An 18332-nucleotide genomic window follows, 5' to 3' on the forward strand; every position below is an offset into this window, starting at 1 on the left:
GAAGCACTTCTTTTGGGCACTTGCAGCAAGATGATGAGCATCACCTCCTTAAATGGATTATCAGGTAATCGAAAACTGGTATTTCTCCTGCAGCAGCACAGCCGCGGCCCCCATCAGTTCAAACTCAAGGCCCAGCGAAGTCGGCTGGATATTCATTTCATCCTTAAGAATCGGAATCACATGCATGCTCACACGGTTCCGGATCATCTCGAGCAGAATCCTGTTCTCCTGGACGATATCACCGCTCAAAATGATTACCTCCGGATTGAGGAAGTGAATGGCATTCACGATTCCAGCTGAGATATGGCCGGCAATCTCCTCCATGATATCGAGGCAGATCACATCCCCTTCATTCAGTGCTGAGACGAAAACAGAAGGAGTGATCCGGCTGAAATCATTTTCGATGGAATCCCGCAGTGCCGTTTCCCTCCTCGTGGTCATGAGGGCCGAGACAATTTTGGAATACACAGCCGGCCAGTTCACATAGTTTTCAAGGCAGCCTTCATTTCCGCATTCACATTTCAAGCCTCCTTTGACGATGGTCGTGTGGCCAAGCTCCCCCGCACTTCCTTTAAAGCCTCTGATGATCTTGCCATTCACCATGATTCCGGATCCGACTCCGTCCCCGATCGTGATGTACACCAGATCTTTATAATGGCCGAAGGAGCCAAAGAAATTCTCCGCCAGCACAAACGCATTCGTGTCATTGTCCATGAAAGCCGGAAGACTGAAGCGTTCCTCGACCATCTCCTTCAGCCTGATGTCAAACAGCTTCAGCTTATTGTTATAGGCGATGATTCCATTAACTGAATCGACTATCCCTGGAGTGATGATCGAGATACCTTCACAGCTGTCCAGATTATCCTTCGACTCCAGGAACCCTTCAATGATATCGAGCATCAGCGTGATGACTGCCATTCCTTCTGTACCGTTTGTCGGATAAACTTCCTTGCGGAGGATGCTGCCTTCAAGGTTCATTTCTGATATTTTAATAGCAGAGTTATTGAGCGAAACCCCGATCACATATTTAGCATGCGGATTGAAGCGCAGCAGCACCGGCTTACGGCCGCCGTTCGAGATTCCGACGCCGTCCTCCCGCACCACTCCCTCGCTGATCAGCTCCGATACGGCCGAAGTGACCGTTGTCGGGCTGATATTGATCTGTTTCGCGATATCGCTTCTTGAGATCGGCCCCTGCTTCCGGATCGTATCCAGAATGATTGACCGATTCAGCTCCTGCATCAATTTTAAATCTCCAGTCCTTCTCATAACCTGCACTCCTCAACATTCATTAATCACTTACTTTTTTCAGTGACTTTATAAAGTTCTTTCAACGAAGAGAGAAAAAGGCATATCCTCCAGGTAAATAGGAATGCAACCTGTTTGTCTTTCTCCACTCTCTTTACTAAGTACTTATAGATTAAACGGAATATTCAAAAATGTAAACGCTTTTATACAAATAATTATAAATTTTCTGAATCTTTTTAGGTCCTCTTTCCTACTGAATCTACAGACTACTTTATGTCATTTTTCTGCATCCTTAAAGCTTTTTGTAAGGAAACCTTCCGTTTATTTTAATGAGTTTGGTATCCTGATAAGCAGTTTTTGCCACTGGACAAATAAGCCTTCTGGCATATATCTCCAAACTCAGACAGCACGTTACTATTAACAATAGATTTACCATTACCTTACATCACAGCAATATTCATCCTGTATAACAGAAGGTGCATCAAGTAGATACAGAGGGTTAATAAACTACTAATCTATTATTGGAGGTACCTATGTCTAACAAAAGAAAACTCGGCGGCGCTGTGCTTGCCGCCACCCTGACTCTTTCCAGTCTCCCCCTGATCCCTGGCAATGTACATCATGTTCTTGCCAACCCCCTTGTCCTGGTTGACCAAAATTTCGACAGCACCGCCAATGATACCCTTCCAGACGGATGGAAGTTGCTGCAGGGCAAGGCTTCTGTCAAGGACGGCAAGCTTGTGTTGACTTCGCCGTCCACTTCCCAGCCGGCAAGAGTAATCGTTCCCCTGTCCGCCGACAGCGGTGATTATGTATTTGAAGCAGACATGACTTTCACTGCCGCGGCCGAGAATACGCGCTGGGCATCCATGATGTACCGCATCCAGAACAATAATTACCCATACTATCAGGCAGCGGTCCGCAAGGGCACTTCCGCCCTTAACGGACTTGAGTTTGCCCTCCGCAATGACAAGAATCAGTGGGTGGTGCCGGAAACGAATTTTTATCACGAGGACTTCCAGCTGAACAAGTCCTACCGAATCAAAATTGTCGCAAGCAAAAACCGGGTCCAGCAGTTCATTAACGGCAAGCTCATGATCGACACAGACCAGGCGGGCCTATATACAAGCGGAAATGTCGGCTTCCAGGCCCAGGGCACAACGGTCGAGTTTGATAATGTACGAGTCACAAGCAATCCCGGCGAGCTTCCACCGGTCGCCCAGACCGGCGCCTTCCTGCCGAGTGAACCCGCGACCAATATCGTGAACGCCCCTACGCTCATAGCAGGAAGCAATGCGGAACAAACCCAGAATGTCTCATCCGCGATCCTTGAAGTCAGGGAAAGCCTGAACGGAGAGGCGATGGTGGATGAGAGCACGCTCGCGGACAAGCTTGCTTCAATGAAGGGCAAAACGATTCCTGTCATTCAGCTTGAACAAAAGGGACTGGAAGAAAAGGTGGTCGAAGCTTTGAACGCGTCCCAAACGACGGATGTACATATCGTTTCGACTAAACCCGAGATCGTCAAAGCGGTCACCAGTATCTATCCGACCGCGCGCGGCGGCATCCTGTATACCCGGAGTGCACTGAACAAGCATGACCTCGCACAGCTGGCAAAGGACATTCATGCGAATAACGGCAAGCTGGCCATTATTCCACAAAAGGTGCTATCGCCCGAAGTGGTCTATTATCTTCATACAAGGGGCATTTCCGTATGGGGCAAAGGCGCTGAAGACGCGGATTCAGCCCATGGCCTGATTCACCTCGGAGTGGACGGCATCGTATCAGACACCCCTCAGGTCACCAGGGATGCTCTGGGAGAATATCCGGAAAACACGCTGATTCAGCGCCCGATCGTGGCGGCCCACCGCGGCGTGCCGTCCAAGGCACCCGAAAATACAATGACAAGCTACCGGCTTGCCTATGACCTTGGCGCCGACATGATTGAAACCGATGTGCAGAAGACAAAGGACGGTCATCTTGTTATCATGCATGATGATACCGTAAACCGTACAACAGACGGCACGGGCAAGGTGGAGGATCTGACACTTGAGGAAATCCGGGCGCTCGATGCCGGCATCAAATTCAGCCCGGATTTTAAAGGTGAAAAAGTTCCCCTGTTCAAAGAGTTCCTGGACGAATTCAAGGGCAAGCCTGTTGTTCTCCTGATCGAGCTGAAAAAAGCCGGCTATGAGGATCAGGTTCTGGCAGAAATCGAGGAAGCAGGCATGAACGATCAAGTGGTGCTGCAAAGCTTTGCGCTCGACAGCATGCAGAACGTGAACAAACTGAACCCGGAGCTTCCGATCGGCTATCTCTATTCGTCCGCCGTCCCTAAAACAGAAAGCGACAAGCTGAAGCAGGCGAAGAAAATGCTCGACTATGGCACCAATTCCCATGTTACGCTGAACGCAAGCTATGGAAGTTTATATCAGGAATTCATCACCTATATGCGCCAGCGCGGACTTCTCAGCATGCACTGGACCTTCCGGGCCGAAGCGCCGCTCGCCGACCAGCTGAAGAAGGGTGTGATCGGACCGATCACCGACTATACCCAGTGGCTGTCCGAGTCACCGGTAAGACTAGAGACGCCGCTGAAGCGGATGAACTTGAAAGTCGGAAAGACAGCCGTCCTGAACGCCAAGGCGAAGCTCACCTTCCGCTCTGATGAAACAGAAAAGATTGACACACAATTATTTGTACCAAAAGGTGATGTGGTCTCTGTGGAAGGAAACACCATCAAGGCAGACGCACCCGGCAAGGCACAGGTATTCGTGAAGCACACCTTCACCATGCTTGGCGAGGAATGGAATCTTGTTTCAGAGCCGATTGAAGTGAATGTATCGGAATAAATCAGCAAGGGCGGTCCCGGATTTTCGGGGGCCGCCTTTTTTTGCAGGAATAGAAACATTATTTTTTCCCCATAATGGTTGAAGACCGAAATTCCAGACAATGGGGATGTTAAATATGTCATACAAGGATATTATTATCGAGCTTTTTACCGGCTTTTTTGCCCTGCTGATTCTCTTGAATCTGCTGGGGAAAATCCAGTTTTCACAGATTACTCCCTTTGATTTTATATCAGGAATGGTGATGGGCAATTTTGTAGGAGATGCCGTTTTTGATACAAAAGCCGGAGTCAAGGAGATCCTTGTGACCATATGCGTCTGGGGACTGCTGATTTACCTGGTGGAGCTCGCCACCCAAAAATCCCCTTACCTTAGGGCTAAATTCGAGGGGACTCCCTCTATCCTGATCAATAAAGGAGAAATTCTCTATAAAAATTTTAAAAAGAACCGAATCGATTTCAACCAGCTGCAGCAGCTGATGCGGAATCAGGGCTACTTCTCTATTTTCGAAGCGGAATATGTGGTGCTCGAACGGGACGGTAAAATCTCAATCGCGCCGAAGCATAAATACGGAGCACCCACAAAGGAAGATCTGCAGATCCCAGAGAAGAAGGTATCCATTCCAACCGCCTTTATCATGGATGGAAAGGTCTTTGAAGCCAACCTGAAGCAGGCGGGGCGTAATGAATCCTGGCTCAAGAAACAACTGGCGCAAAAAAACATCCATTCCTATAAGGAAGTGATGTATGCTGAATGGGCGGAAGACAGCGGGCTCACCATCAGCAAATATTCTTCATGACAAAAGGCTTCCTGGCGCCAGGAAGCCTTCGTCATTTTATACTCCGCGCTTATTGCCCCAGATATAGGTATGCAGCTGCGGCAGGACCCGTACATCCTTGAACTCCCTGTCGAGCATGACCTTATCAATCAAATTCTCATACTGCCTGAGCAGACCGGAGACCAGCTGGTCATTATCCGTTGTCACGATATCGCCGTTCCCCACCTGCAGATAAAAAGGGACACCCGGATACCGCTGATGCACATACTTCGCATACTCGTAATCCCGATCATCAAAAATGACCACCTTCAGGCTGCAGTTATGGGAAGGAGATCTCCCCCCCACTCTCTCGATGATGAGATCGAGCGCCCCGAAATCCGTCGTCATCCCAGAGCTCGGCGGCTTCGGGGAAATTGTGAGTTCGTTGATATCGAGGAACCAGTCCTGCCACCTGCTTCCCTGTGTTTCAAGGGCTGTGCGTACCGAGTTTTCCTTGAAAATATCAATTAGGCTTCCAAGGTTTTTCAAAAGAGCAGGATTTCCGCCTGAAATCGTGACCAGGGAAAAACCGTCTCCCCCGAGCTTCAACAGCTCATCCCAGATTTCTTCTGCTTCCATCTGCCTAATCAAATGCTTGCCCGAGCCGTCCCAGGTGAACGCAGAATCACACCAGGCACAGGAATAATCACAGCCGGCCGTCCGGACGAACATCGTCTTCTGCCCGATCACCATCCCTTCACCCTGGATGGTCGGTCCGAAAATTTCCATCACCGGTATCTTACTCATTCTCCATCCACTCCCGTCTTGCCTCAGCATAGCTTGTCGGAGTTTCATAGAGACGCACGAACTCAACCCGAGCACCCGGGTAGGCTTCTGCACGCCGGTCGAGGGCATCCTTCATTTTTTCATAAACCCAGACGACGATATTCTCAGCCGATGTATTCATCGGCGGAAGTGTCTCATTTAGGTAGTGATGATCCAGGAATATCTCAATCTCCGTCTTCCAGATTTCCTTGATATTCCCAAAGTCAATAACCAGGCCGCGGTCATCCGCAAATCCGCTGATGCCAAACACCGCCTTATAGGTATGGCCATGAAGATTCATGCACTTGCCTTCATAGGCATGAAGATGATGCGCCGCATCAAAGGTGAACTCCTTGCTCACCAATACCCGCTTCTTGTGATATCTCAGCTGATTCCTCTTGATATCCTCATCTATCTTTTGTAGCTTTTCCACGATACGAAATCCACTCATTACAACTGCTCCTTCATAACAGAAAAAACGGCACTCCAAGAGAAGTACCGCTTCTTCTTAGTTTTTTTAGAGAGGGGTGCTAGAACCTCTTATTTCTAACTATTCAGCTTCTATCATTCTATCACAAAGTGGTACGGAACTCGATACAAATCCTTTACTCCAATAATTTCTAAAATCAGCTGAAGCCAAGGACTGGATGCGGCACATAAGGCTCCTCGAGCTGCGCCACTTCCTCCGGTGTCAGCTTGATGTCCACTGCTGCCACGGCATCCTCCAGCTGATACATCTTGGTCGCACCAATAATCGGGGCAGTGACCGGCTCTTTCTGCAGCACCCAGGCGAGCGCGATTTGGGCACGCGGCACTCCCCTCGCTTCTGCCAGCTCGGCCACTTTCTCCACCACACGCCGGTCGGCGGCTTCTGTGGCGGCATAGAGCGATTTGCCGAATTCATCTGTCTCAGACCGTTCCGTTGTTTCCTCCCAGTCCCGAGTCAATTTACCCCTTGCAAGCGGACTCCACGGAATGACGCCGATCTTTTCTTCAACGCAGAGAGGAAGCATTTCCCGCTCTTCTTCCCGGTATAACAGGTTCAAGTGATTCTGCATGCTCACAAACCGGGTCCAGCCCCGGTGTTCCGCCACATTCAGCGCCTTCAGGAACTGCCAGGAATACATGGAGGAAGCGCCGATATATCTCGCCTTTCCAGCCTTCACCACATCATGGAGCGCCTCCATCGTTTCTTCGATCGGTGTATGATAATCCCATCTATGAATCTGATACAGATCCACATAATCCGTCCCCAGTCTCTTCAGGCTGCTGTCGATTTCACTCATGATCGCCTTACGTGACAAACCGGCTCCGTTCGGCCCGGGACGCATCCGGCCGTGCACCTTTGTAGCCAGCACGATTTCATCACGGCTCGCAAAGTCCTTAAGCGCTCTCCCGACGATTTCCTCACTTGTTCCGTCCGAATACACATTGGCCGTATCAAAGAAATTGATTCCCGATTGAATCGCCTTTTTGATGATAGGACGGCTTTTTTCCTCATCCAGCACCCACTGATGATTGCCCCGCTCCGGCACCCCGAAGCTCATGCATCCCAGGCAGAGGCGCGATACATCCAGGCCTGTGTTTCCGAGTTTGGTATATTCCATGAGTCTGCACCCTCTTTCTTTAAATAAGCACTCTCATTATACCGCCAGCAGGGAATTATAAAAAACGAAAGGTTCTGAATTCTTCAAAACTATTTCTGCAGGAAAATAGTCCCTGTACTCTCTTTCCGCTTCCGTTTATTATAGTAATATAAAAACATTTGTTCGCCAGGAGGTACTATGCAAGGAAAAACACATATAGCCGGCGGAATCGCGACCGGCGCCCTATACTTAACAACAGGCGGAACCATCCATGATGAAACCCTGTTTATTGCGAGCTGCGCGGTCGGAGCTCTCATACCCGACATCTGTTCGCCCACATCCACCATCGGCCGGATGATTCCGCTTCTCGACAATCTGGTCAGTAAGGCATTCGGCCATCGTACCCTGACCCACAGCCTGTTCTTTATGCTGGCTGCATTCGCCCTATTCCGATTCACCCCCTGGCCTTCCGCCATCGAATTCGGCATCTGGATTGGAATGGCCAGCCACCTGCTGCTCGATGCCTTCACCGTACGAGGCATCCAGCTATTCTGGCCCTTCAAAGTGCGCGTCGCTCTTCCCCTCGGAATTAAAACCGGCGGCGGCTTTGAGAAAGGCTTTTTCTCGGTGCTCGTTGTCTTTGTGGCTTATTGCGGGTATCGGATTTATTTGTGAAGGTGGTTGGGGGGAGCGGTGGGAGCTTTAGGACCAAAAATGGCTGCTTTTTTTGAAAAAATGGTCGTAAATGATTGTTTACGACCAAAATGGACTCTGCTTTAAGTGAAAAGTGTTCTAAAGGATTCTTTACGACAAGAAACAGCCAGATTTTAAAGGAAAACGGTTCTAAAGGACTCATTACCACCAAAATGGGCTCTGTTTTAGAAGAAAAGTGTTCTAAAGGACTCTTTACGACATAGATCAGCTAAAAATAAAGATATAATGGTTCTAAACGTTTCTTTACGACGAAAACCAATTCCCTTTAAGTTACCATTTTAAAAGGGGCCTCTTACAAGGGCCCCTTTTCTTCAATTAATACTAATTACTGGCTGCCCCATTCTGCGGGAACAGTCATTTATTAGTTTTCACTAACTCCAACTGAATAAAGAGTCCCTTGTAAAATTCTCTTTTCTCTATAATGTCAAAACCAACTTCCTTAATCATCTTTTCTGTGTCCCGATCTAAGCAGCAGCCATCACATAGCTTTTTCCAATAGGGAGTTAACCTTTTTTGAATGTTAGCCAAAAAGGCGTTATCCATTTTCACGTGCTCGAATACAAGGATTCTTCCTCCATCCTTACAAACCCTTTTCATTTCTTTAAGGGATTGAACAGGATTGGGGATCGTGCATAAAACTAATGTAGCCACAACGACATCAAATGTTCCGTCCTGATAAGGCAGCTTTTCGGCACTCACTTTTTCGATGTGTATGTTAGCAGCGGACCCGGTTTTTCTCTTTATGGAACGTTCAATAATGTCCTGGCTCGGTTCAATAGCAATAACCTCTGCGTCTTCAGGGTAATAAGGAAAATTTATTCCTGTGCCTGAACCTATTTCCAATACTGAACCCTGTGCTTTAATAAGCATATTCTGTTAATTGATTTAAATTTGGTTTTTTCCAAAGGAGTCATAAAGAAATCAAACATCTCAGGAAATGACTTACTCATCGTTATTCATCTTGTCCTCCCTTGTTTTCTCAATCTATTATACAACAAGCCAAAGGGGCCCCCATAAGACCCCTTTCCTCATCTAAAACTCCTTCAAAAACGGCTGACTGCTCTCATCAAGACACAATTGAATTCGTTCCTTAAAGTTCAAATAACTCACCATCTTCAGGGCTTCCTCAATCGGGAAGAATCCTACTTCCATGCTCTCTGTACTGGTTGTTGGACTGCCTCCGATTGGCTTCGCTAAGAATAGTGTATTGCAGATCGATCTGTTTACATTCTGGAAAATCCCGCAGAATTTCAAGACTTCAATATCAATGCCTGACTCTTCTTTCGTTTCCCGGATGGCGGCTGCCTGAAGGGATTCGCCTTCCTCCACCTGTCCGCCCGGCATTTCCCAGCCTCTTCTCGGTCCCTTGATCAGGAGGATTTCATTTTGTTCATTAATCACGATGGCTGCTGCTGAAACGATGTGCTTGGGCGGCGAATAAACGGCCCCAGTGCTATGTACCAAACTTGTTCCCCATTTCTATAAGTGAATTGCTCTGATTCTCTCATATTATCATAATCAATTTGGACAGCACATAAAATACTGTAATATAATGGAATCAATAGGAGGTTTCTCAATGAATTCACATAATGAAAATAATGACTCTATTGAACTCGAACCTCAAGATAATGAAAATCAAAATTTGAATGATCCCGAACATCCCCTGCATCTCTACAACCACATCATGACCCCAGGCGAACTCAGCAAGGAAAGCTTCCAGATAGAAAGAAAGCCGGCCTTCGTCAGGGTAATCGGCTATGTGATCCTTGGCTTTTTTGTTCTTATGGTGATTGTTGTCCCGCTCTTATCTTTTATCATGAAGTGATTTTTTCACAAGTCTGTCCCCATTTTGCTGGGGGCAGGCTGTTTTATTTCCGCAGGATCCGATAAAAATCAGAAAGCAGGTATATATTATGCTCAATATAGCGGCCCTCTTATTCTGGTTCCTAATCATCGCCCTCATTGTTTTATTCTTCGTTTCATTAACCCTGTATATAGCCAGGGTCCTAGGGCAGGGCAGACAGAAGCAAAGAGATGAAATAGAAAGAAAGCTCGATCGAATCATAGAATTACTTGAACAAGGCAAAAAATAAGCCTGCACCTCCTACCCGGAATTGCAGGTTCCTTTAATTAACATAGGTAATTATTTTACTATATAATAAACCTATTATGTGAAATTGCTTCCCGGACTGAGGTGTTTATATTGGCTGCATTACCTAAAAAACATACCCTCTTGATTGTGACGGTGGCGCTTGGCATCCTGCTGAATCCATTAAATTCTTCCATGATCGCTGTGGCCCTGTCACGTATTCAGGAGGACTTCTCGCTTTCCTTCATAGATGCATCCTGGCTGATTTCCACGTATTATCTGGCCAGTGGCATCGGACAGCCTGTGATGGGAAAGCTTGCGGACGCATTTGGGGCAAAGAGGATGTATATCATTGGCCTCCTGCTGATAGCCGTTTCCTCCGCAGCCGCGCCCTTCTCGCCTTCCTTCGGCTGGCTGATCGCGATACGGATGATTCAGGCAATCGGCAGCTCGGCCCTCTTCCCGGCCGGCATGGGGCTGGTCCGTTCCTCCATCACAGAGAACCAGGCACAGGCACTTGGAGTCCTGTCGATCTTCTCTTCCGTATCAGCAGCCTTCGGGCCATCAATCGGCGGATTCCTCGTGGATTGGGGCGATTGGCCAGCGATCTTTATGATCAACTTCCCGATCATCATTGCCGCCTTCATCCTGGCAGTCAAAGTCCTGCCGAAGGGGACAAAGACAGCAGGAAGGAAGGCCAGAATCGATTATCCCGGCATCCTGTTATTTTCGCTCATGATCCTCAGCTGGCTGCTATTTTTACTGGATCTGCAAAATGGCGTTAGTCTAGTTAAACTCGGCTTAAGCCTTGTTTCGACCATTCTTTTTTATATGGTTGAAAAGCGGCTGGAAGAGCCGTTTGTCGATGTGATCGCTCTGAAAAAGAACGTCAACATGAGCCTGGTATACGTCCAGTTCATCCTGGTCAATATCGTCTTTTACTCAATCTTTTTCGGAATGCCGCTCTACCTGCAGGACTTCCGTCATTTCGATTCCAAGACAACCGGCCTAATCATGCTGGCTGTCGCCGGCTTTGGCGTCATCGTCTCACCGCTCGCCGGCCGCTGGATTGACCGGAAAGGCTCGAAGCCCTCGCTATTGGCAGGCGCCTCTTCCATCATCGCCGGATCCTTGATGCTCACAACGGTCCAAACCCAATCACCCATTGCCTGGATTGTCATCTGCCTGTCTGTCCTTGGCTTAAGTAACGGCTTCAACAATCTCGGACTGCAGACGGCGCTTTACTCCTTTGTACCGCGAAGTGAAACCGGCGCAGCGTCCGGCCTGTTCATGACCTCGCGCTATATCGGAACCATCCTTTCTTCCAGCCTCCTTGGCATCCTGTTTGGCAAGCAGGTCACAACCGACCATCTGCATACAATGGCTCTGACCAGTTCAGTCATCGGTGTGATCGTCCTCTTGCTGACAGTCCGGATGTCAGGAAGTGAACTGAGGAAGAAACAAGCAGACAGCTGAGAATTTGAATACCTGCATGAAAGCAACGAAACCCCAGCAGAATCTGCAGGGGTTTTGTTATATCCATACTCCAATATTAATAGCCAGTCCTCTTAAAGTAATATAGTCAATCTGATTTAATCATGTGGCTCATCTTGACTTCATTAAGTGGAAGCTTGATGTTACTATTTTTAGCGCATCTGTTATGGAAGTAAATATGCTTAAGAATTCTGGAGTAGCACGGAATCGGACATTTAAGAGCCATTAACTTATCCGTACGGAACTATAACGAACCCCCTTGCAAAATTTATCATCAATTGAATTTAAAAACGCCATTATCTGCTTCAATGAAGGTAATTACTCTTCAGTCTCTTTCATCTTCTTAGCTAATGACGGATTCTTGTACTCCAAGTTATTCTGGAGGCACATCGGGATTCCCTTTAAATAAATTTTCTTGAAACCTATAAAACTATAGCGTAACAAGTTCTTTCTTCAAAGAATTTATAAAAGTCATTCTTCTATAATGAGTCCTCATAAGAGAAACCACTAAAAATAAAAGTGAAAACTTTTACTGTTATATCTCATACCATTAGAAGGAATGGGCTATCATTTTTAAACTTAAAGTGTTTAAGACAAGGTATACCATTTTATGGTATTGTAAATATAATGTGATGAATTTTTAGTTGGTACATACTAAGTTTAGTTTAGGAGGAGTAGCTATGAAAAGAACCTTAATTATGCTTGTATCTATGTTTTTTTTACTCTCTGGATGTTCCGAAGAAACTAATACGGCAAACAAGAGTTCAGAACATGCGCCCACACAGAAAGCTATTGAATTTTCACAAGGAAACCAAAAATTTAGAATTATTCCTTTTAATAACGAGGTTTTAGAATATACTGAAACTGTAAACAAAAAGTCAAACCTTGATGTAAATAAGATTTATGATGACAAAGTTATAAAGCAATTTAGAAAGAAAGTAATGGAGTATGACTTAAATCTTAAAAACGATTTTTCCCAATTTTTATCTCCCACTCAATATGCTTTAGATCTTAATGTAAATGCTAGTAAACTTCTTAAAAGAGAGAAGAAAATTAATGAGGCTATTAAACAATCTTTAATCGATTCTTCAAATATTCTTTCAGGGGGAGACAAGACTGTTCTGGTGATGCCAGCAAATCCTGAAGTGCCAATTGAAGAAACGGACGGGGTCTCAGGGCTGACAATAAGCGATAACTTTATTTTAATCCAGATTGATCCATCCGTTACTGAAGAACATTTAAAATACGCAATTGCACATGAGTATCATCATACCATTAATATAGAGAAAAATTCTATTGGAAGTTCTGTATTAGATGGTGTGATTTTTGAAGGTAAAGCTGACTCTTTCGCACATATCGTGTACCCAAAAACTGTAGTTCAATGGACAAAACCAATAGCTGATGAAGAGATTAAAGATGCTTTATCAGCTTTGAAAAATGAAAGTGTATTTTACAATCAATTAATGTTGGGAGATAGCGCTAAGAATATTCCTGCACGTTCGAATTATATAATTGGCTATAAAATAATGCAGAGTTATCTAAAGAAGTATCCAAAAGTAAAAATTGAAGATTGGACAACTCTTGCTCCAAATGAAATCTTAAAAAATAGTACATACTAGAATTTTTAGAATTAGTTCCTTACCTATCAATGTAGATTGTCCCACTATATTAAAATTAAAGCACCTATCAGTGTATAAAGCTGATAGGTGCTTTCGTAAATAATAAAGGTTTACCTAATAGGTATAAATTTACTCTATTTTTTTAGATATAAGGTCTTATTAGTTGCAGTACCACTTTTAAAAACCCGGGTAAATTAACCATATTGTTATTTTCAATCGTTAAACTACGATTTATTACTAAAGAAAATACTTATAATAGTGTATGACACTATTACCCAATCCAATAATAATAAATAGAAGTAACCCAAAGGAAAAGGGACTCAATGATAATTTACTAATAATTGGAATACCCTCATCTGATCCTGTATTGAATTTTGCAGTAACACGTGCATAATTCGATGAATTCGTTGATCCAAGAGATCCCATCCATAATATTCCTGGTGAAAGCAAACTGGTAAAAAATAAAATATCTGTAAATGACCAATTTGTATTTAGTTTAATTATCCAAACCAAAAAAAAGTTAACTAATAATGTAAGGCATACTATGATGATTTCTCGCACCTTTAAACTAAATGTTCTTTCAAGAAAGGCATTAAATTTATTAATACTGTAAACAAAGCAAAAAACCATCAATAAAAAAAAAATATTGGCTATTATCTTAATTAAAAAATAGGAAAGAATAGAATCCCCTCCAGAATTATATTTCTTTATTTAAGCGCTTGAATTCAAAGCTAACTAATTAATAAGAATAAGTCTTCTCGAAAAGGCCTTCTGGCACCATAGTATATATTTCATCACATATATGGTTTATAAAATTATCATCATGTGAAACAATTATAATTATTGAATTCTCACTAGCTGCCTTTTTAATGATAGAAGACATATTTAGAATGGATTGAAAATCTAAATTATTTGTTGGCTCGTCTAACAAATAGATTGGTGCGTCTTTATAGAATAACCTATATATTGCTAAACTTTGCCATTGCCCCCCCGATATTTGTTTGCTATCCTCATACCACTCTCCAAGTCGTATAGCCTCAGAGTAATTAGCTTTGCTTAAGAAACTATTAGGATCTAGCCATTTTACATGATTCATTATATTTTTTTCTTTACCAAGTTGATCTATATTAGATATTCCTATATTTTCTCTTAATGAAAATTCATACTTCGAAGGAGATTGATGCAGCATTTGAGATATGGTGATTCTTTCAAAATCATTTAATATCGTTGAAGGAATATCATTAAATAATAAATCACCTGAAGACTGTGTTTTTAATCCATGAATTATCTCCAAAAGAGTTGTCTTTCCACTACCGTTTTTTCCTAATATTCCAATAATTTTACCACTATTAAATTTAAAATTCACATTTTCAAATATTATTTTTCCGTTTTTGATATAACTAAGATTTCTTGCTTCCAAACAAATTTTTTTGAAGTTATAGTGCCCCGACTCTAATTTAATTTGATCCTTCTTGAGAAAACTTCTTAAATAATCTATGTACAACCAATCATTATAAAAGTTACTGAGAGACATAATTAATGAGTATATGCCACCAGCTACACTATTTAGGGCTTGTAATATTGAAGTTAGTGTACCCAGCAAGATTTCACCTCTTAGAGCTTTCATAATAATCTTAAATTCTAAGAAGGTGATAGATGCTAAACTTATTAGTGAGATAGAAAAATTACTTATATTTTCTTTTATTGCCAATTTTCTTGTTAGATTAAATATACTTTTAAAGAGATTAGAATGTAAGGATATTAAATAATCCATAGATCTATGTTCTACAATTTCTTTTATATTACCAGGATTAGTAGCAATAAACAGAATATAAAATTGTTCACGAAATTTCTTATTTAACTTTTTGGACAGCTTGAAATTTTCTTTATTAAAATACAATTGAACAATTCCCATGGGCAAACTAAACACTACTATAATGAAAGCGTAGAAAAGATTCCAATTAATTATATATATACACATGGATATTACGGTGATAAACGACGCTATTATTGAAAAAAAGTTTTCTAGCAAGGAACTTGCTTTAGCTACTGTATTACTTCTTAAGAAAAATAATTCGTTTTGGGTCTGTTCGTTAAATAATGTTTTAAAGTATAACTGAGAAACTTTTCTTATAATTAATTCTGGTAATAAATTGTTTAATTTTAAGGTTAATAACCTCCTGAAATAATTTGAGAAGTAACTAATTACCCTCTGTACTATTTGTGTAAGTATCATTAAAGAAAACACTTTAATCACAATGTCAAATTCACTTTTTAATTGAATATGATTTAATAGTCTTTTAGTTAAATCAATATTAATTAGAGGAAAAAGAGAAGTTATACATGTAAATAGTAGGAGAATCAAGGTAAGGTAATGCAACTTTACCGAGATTAATAAGTTTAATAAGAAAGATATATTGTAAACAATATTTTTGCTTTTTTTAAAATACAACAAATCAATTCACCTAGCTCATAGGACATTCTGGAATACTATCAAATTTATCTTTGGTTAGAACAATTGTTTTTTGATTAAATAGACTATCTAATTCAATGTTTTTTTTAAGCGGCAAGCAATTCAAGAGCCCTTTAGCATAAACTCTAATACACTGCAGCTTGGGATAGATGTGTTGCTCTATTTGAATAACATGAATTTCTTTAATGTACTCCGGAGAACAGTTGATTAAAGTTTTTACGGTTTGAGAAGGAACATAATTATAATCTTGCCAATTAATTTCAGCTTCTTCTAAAGTCATTAGCTTTTTCACATGCTGTATTTTTTCTGTTGATAACATCAAATTCCTATTACCTTTATTTCCAAATAGTAGATAGTAGTAATGGAAAGCAGCCATTGAAAACGCTTCTTCTAAGGCATGATTTATAGAATCCGAATAGGACAAAGAAGAACCTAACCCGCACACCATAATATCATTCTCTTTGAAAGCTAGTGCAATTATGATCTTAAGGGGTGAAAAAAATTTATTAACAAATATATTTATTTCAAAACCAGAAGCCTTTAAGCATTGATAATATACATTATCTTTATAGAAGTCTAGGTTGATTTTTAATCCGTCCATGCCATACCAAAATAAATACAACGAATTTTTCTCATAAATTTCTTTAAGGGCATTATAAATTGCTTTTTGAGGATCCGTGTGAGCAGCACATCCAGTTGTATCAATACTGTTATCAGAAAAAGTTGTAAATTCATAATCTATTTTTGATTCCTTTCCCTCCTTTAACTCCCAAGTCTTCACGAGCGTAGTGGGATTAATTTTTTTTCCTCCTAACATTGTACCCCTTCGCTCCAAAACTTCTGCAAAAGCTCTTAAAATTGAATCTCTTTTTCTCAGTCCTACAGAGAAGCCCGTATCTGGACCAACTTTGGAATTTAATAAAAAGTTACCATGACTAGAATAAAGAAGATGGATGGACTTATTTATAAATATGTCATTTGGTAAATTAAAATTAATTTCTCTCCCTAATTTATGAAAAATCTTCACCACTTCCTTTCAATGAAAACCATTGTACTGAAACAACAGGTGCTAATCGGGTGTTTAAGCCGCATAAATATGTAAGGGCATTATCTGAAAAATCGGTCAACATTTCTTCTGAGAAATTTATTTTTGAGTTTTTTATTGGTTTATTAATATCCTTAATTTTTTGAATTAAGGTACCGACTTCAATAAGCGCATTTCTATAACCTCTTTTTCCCTGATCCAAAGTTGCTCTTCGAAGATCTAAGGCATATGCAAATGCCGTGTTCGAAGGAAGAGATTTACTACTTGTTATATCTTGGAAAGATTCAATATTTGATTTATCCCAAACCTGTAATTCCGTTAATGAATGATTGCTACTATTATACATATAGCAACCAGGCTTAATATTGTCTAATACGTTCTCTTTAAAGACTAAAAGTAGAGGCAAAATGGAATTGGTATTTGTTAATTTATAATTTGCACTTTTTCTATAATCACCTTTAAAGGCCTTATTCATTAAATTACTTATTTGTTCTAAGTTTGATTTAATGTCATTGTCTTGCTTACTAATTGGTAATCTAATAATTGTAGTATTAAAAGGGTTTTCAATTATATTTATATGTGAAATATCTTTCCATTCATTTAATGTATGGTCTTCAAGATTTAAAGGTAACCAAAGTTGTGATTGATGAAACTTAATAACCTCTTCTAAAAGATCTTTGTTAATAAACATTCTATATAATAAATCATTTTTAGATGAAGATACTGCAACTTTATACACATTATTCTCATTCATAACAATCACATAATTCCCAGTGGTGTGTATTACTCAAAAAAAGCTGATTAGTATTTATTTCAAAGTATGCTCCCTTTGTGTAATCTTCATTATTTATTAGATTCCGATCCCTACAGTTTATGAGGTGTTCTATTCTATTCGACATTTGGGTTGCTAAATTCAACTTTTGGTTATTAGTCAACGGCATTTCTATCTGGAAATTATCATTTCCATCAAAAAGATCATCTAAAATTTGTTGATAAGTTATCCTATCACCGATGCCAATCCTATGTTCAGCTTCTAACAAATTAATATTGCATAGATGACATGGAAGTTTCCATTTGGAAGAGTACATTGAATCAATGTAAAAGTTATTGTTATAAATATAAGAGATCATAGAAAATGTGTTGGTATTCTTCATAAAATAATCCCTATATTTTTTTGATACTGCTTTATTATATGTTGGCAAGTATACAAAAAATAATTCATTTCGATTCTTACTTATTTCATTAACAAATTGATTCTCTTCAAAAAATATTTTAAAATCTCCTCTATCTTTAAAGCTAAAAGCAACTAGTTCTTCTATAATTTTTTCATTTGTAAAAAAGTTAATCTTCTGTATCTTCAAATTATTATCAGAGCTTCGAACTAGTATATTATTTTGCACAAGAAATATTAGTGCACTCTCAGTAGACTCTTGCAGAAAATCAAATATACTATGTGAACCAATATATTCACCCGTCTTTTTATTAAGAAACCTCAAGAAACAAATTATTTCTTCTTTAAAGACTCTAAATATACCACTGGCGTGTTGTACCGCAACTCCACCCTCTGGTATATCATACATAATAAACGGTTTAATTTTTAATTTCTCATAGGAATTCAATATAACCACTCTCT

General features: G+C 41.3%; 17 protein-coding genes. 7 read left to right on the forward strand and 10 right to left on the reverse strand.

From position 1 onward, the window contains the following. Nucleotides 1-60: 60 nt before the first annotated feature. On the reverse strand, nt 61-1269 hold the full coding sequence (locus V1498_RS12250) for an ROK family transcriptional regulator (RefSeq protein ID WP_409293988.1): 1209 nt from the start codon (nt 1267-1269) through the stop codon (nt 61-63). 512 nt (nt 1270-1781) lie between these two features. Here V1498_RS12250 and V1498_RS12255 point away from each other — a divergent pair. Both V1498_RS12255 and V1498_RS12260 read left to right on the forward strand, forming a co-directional pair. Continuing rightward, a complete protein-coding gene (locus V1498_RS12255; RefSeq protein WP_409293990.1) occupies nt 1782-4100 on the forward strand; it encodes a glycerophosphodiester phosphodiesterase family protein in 2319 nt (772 codons plus the stop codon). Between the two features lie 115 nt (nt 4101-4215). Further along, on the forward strand, nt 4216-4896 hold the full coding sequence (locus tag V1498_RS12260; protein ID WP_409293992.1) for a DUF421 domain-containing protein: 681 nt from the start codon (nt 4216-4218) through the stop codon (nt 4894-4896). A gap of 36 nt (nt 4897-4932) precedes the next feature. Here the strand turns inward: V1498_RS12260 and queE are convergent, their stop codons facing one another. From queE to V1498_RS12275, 3 genes are all read right to left on the reverse strand, one after another. Continuing rightward, nucleotides 4933-5661 carry a 7-carboxy-7-deazaguanine synthase QueE gene (gene queE / locus V1498_RS12265; protein WP_409293994.1) on the reverse strand — a complete coding sequence of 243 codons (729 nt, stop codon included), beginning with the start codon at nt 5659-5661 and terminating at the stop codon, nt 4933-4935. Continuing rightward, nucleotides 5654-6130, reverse strand: coding sequence for a 6-carboxytetrahydropterin synthase QueD (gene queD / locus V1498_RS12270; protein ID WP_409293996.1), 477 nt, complete (start codon nt 6128-6130; stop codon nt 5654-5656). The genes queE and queD overlap by 8 nt, the downstream gene beginning before the upstream one ends. 175 nt (nt 6131-6305) lie before the next feature. Continuing rightward, nucleotides 6306-7286 (reverse strand): aldo/keto reductase, encoded by a 981-nt coding sequence (locus tag V1498_RS12275; protein ID WP_409293998.1) that lies wholly within the window; start codon nt 7284-7286, stop codon nt 6306-6308. Between the two features lie 177 nt (nt 7287-7463). On the opposite strand from V1498_RS12275, the gene V1498_RS12280 reads away from it, so the two are divergent. Further along, the gene (locus V1498_RS12280; protein ID WP_409294000.1) at nt 7464-7940 is read left to right on the forward strand and encodes a metal-dependent hydrolase; all 477 of its coding nucleotides are present in this window, start codon (nt 7464-7466) and stop codon (nt 7938-7940) included. 393 nt (nt 7941-8333) lie between these two features. On the opposite strand, the gene V1498_RS12285 is transcribed toward V1498_RS12280, so the two are convergent. Together V1498_RS12285 and V1498_RS12290 are read right to left on the reverse strand one after the other, a co-directional pair. Continuing rightward, nucleotides 8334-8822: a class I SAM-dependent methyltransferase gene (locus tag V1498_RS12285; RefSeq protein WP_409294002.1), complete on the reverse strand. Its 489-nt coding sequence runs from the start codon at nt 8820-8822 to the stop codon at nt 8334-8336. Nucleotides 8823-9011: 189 nt separating this feature from the next. Beyond that, entirely contained in the window at nt 9012-9443 is a 432-nt protein-coding gene (locus V1498_RS12290; RefSeq protein WP_409294004.1) for an NUDIX hydrolase, read from the reverse strand. A gap of 112 nt (nt 9444-9555) precedes the next feature. On the opposite strand from V1498_RS12290, the gene V1498_RS12295 reads away from it, so the two are divergent. The 4 genes from V1498_RS12295 (at nt 9556) to V1498_RS12310 (ending at nt 13181) form a co-directional block, all read left to right on the forward strand. Beyond that, entirely contained in the window at nt 9556-9804 is a 249-nt protein-coding gene (locus tag V1498_RS12295) for a hypothetical protein (protein ID WP_409294006.1), read from the forward strand. Nucleotides 9805-9892: 88 nt separating this feature from the next. Beyond that, entirely contained in the window at nt 9893-10072 is a 180-nt protein-coding gene (locus V1498_RS12300) for a DUF4083 family protein (RefSeq protein ID WP_409294008.1), read from the forward strand. A gap of 101 nt (nt 10073-10173) precedes the next feature. Beyond that, on the forward strand, nt 10174-11544 hold the full coding sequence (locus V1498_RS12305) for an MFS transporter (protein ID WP_409294010.1): 1371 nt from the start codon (nt 10174-10176) through the stop codon (nt 11542-11544). 698 nt (nt 11545-12242) lie between these two features. After that, complete coding sequence (locus V1498_RS12310; RefSeq protein ID WP_409294011.1) at nt 12243-13181, forward strand: DUF2268 domain-containing protein; 939 nt, start codon at nt 12243-12245, stop codon at nt 13179-13181. A 739-nt stretch (nt 13182-13920) separates the two neighbouring features. On the opposite strand, the gene V1498_RS12315 is transcribed toward V1498_RS12310, so the two are convergent. From V1498_RS12315 to V1498_RS12330, 4 genes are all read right to left on the reverse strand, one after another. Next, on the reverse strand, nt 13921-15081 hold the full coding sequence (locus V1498_RS12315) for an ATP-binding cassette domain-containing protein (RefSeq protein ID WP_409294012.1): 1161 nt from the start codon (nt 15079-15081) through the stop codon (nt 13921-13923). A gap of 565 nt (nt 15082-15646) precedes the next feature. Further along, nucleotides 15647-16681, reverse strand: a complete 1035-nt coding sequence (locus tag V1498_RS12320; protein WP_409294014.1) for a YcaO-like family protein — start codon at nt 16679-16681, stop codon at nt 15647-15649. After that, a complete protein-coding gene (locus V1498_RS12325) occupies nt 16665-17453 on the reverse strand; it encodes a hypothetical protein (protein WP_409294016.1) in 789 nt (262 codons plus the stop codon). The genes V1498_RS12320 and V1498_RS12325 overlap by 17 nt, the downstream gene beginning before the upstream one ends. After that, the gene (locus V1498_RS12330) at nt 17446-18318 is read right to left on the reverse strand and encodes an McbB family protein (protein ID WP_409294018.1); all 873 of its coding nucleotides are present in this window, start codon (nt 18316-18318) and stop codon (nt 17446-17448) included. The genes V1498_RS12325 and V1498_RS12330 overlap by 8 nt, the downstream gene beginning before the upstream one ends. Between the last annotated feature and the right edge of the window lie 14 nt (nt 18319-18332).

This window comes from Paraperibacillus marinus, assembly GCF_046237605.1.
Taxonomy (GTDB): domain Bacteria; phylum Bacillota; class Bacilli; order Bacillales; family DSM-1321; genus Paraperibacillus; species Paraperibacillus marinus.

Coding starts and splice junctions, on each gene's coding strand:
- V1498_RS12260 (WP_409293992.1), top strand. CDS start 4,216: ATGTCATACAAGGATATTATTATCGAGCTTTTTACCGGCTTTTTTGCC.
- queE (WP_409293994.1), bottom strand. CDS start 5,661: ATGAGTAAGATACCGGTGATGGAAATTTTCGGACCGACCATCCAGGGT.
- V1498_RS12325 (WP_409294016.1), bottom strand. CDS start 17,453: ATGAATGAGAATAATGTGTATAAAGTTGCAGTATCTTCATCTAAAAAT.
- V1498_RS12310 (WP_409294011.1), top strand. CDS start 12,243: ATGAAAAGAACCTTAATTATGCTTGTATCTATGTTTTTTTTACTCTCT.
- V1498_RS12280 (WP_409294000.1), top strand. CDS start 7,464: ATGCAAGGAAAAACACATATAGCCGGCGGAATCGCGACCGGCGCCCTA.
- queD (WP_409293996.1), bottom strand. CDS start 6,130: ATGAGTGGATTTCGTATCGTGGAAAAGCTACAAAAGATAGATGAGGAT.
- V1498_RS12295 (WP_409294006.1), top strand. CDS start 9,556: ATGAATTCACATAATGAAAATAATGACTCTATTGAACTCGAACCTCAA.
- V1498_RS12255 (WP_409293990.1), top strand. CDS start 1,782: ATGTCTAACAAAAGAAAACTCGGCGGCGCTGTGCTTGCCGCCACCCTG.
- V1498_RS12250 (WP_409293988.1), bottom strand. CDS start 1,269: ATGAGAAGGACTGGAGATTTAAAATTGATGCAGGAGCTGAATCGGTCA.
- V1498_RS12275 (WP_409293998.1), bottom strand. CDS start 7,286: ATGGAATATACCAAACTCGGAAACACAGGCCTGGATGTATCGCGCCTC.
- V1498_RS12300 (WP_409294008.1), top strand. CDS start 9,893: ATGCTCAATATAGCGGCCCTCTTATTCTGGTTCCTAATCATCGCCCTC.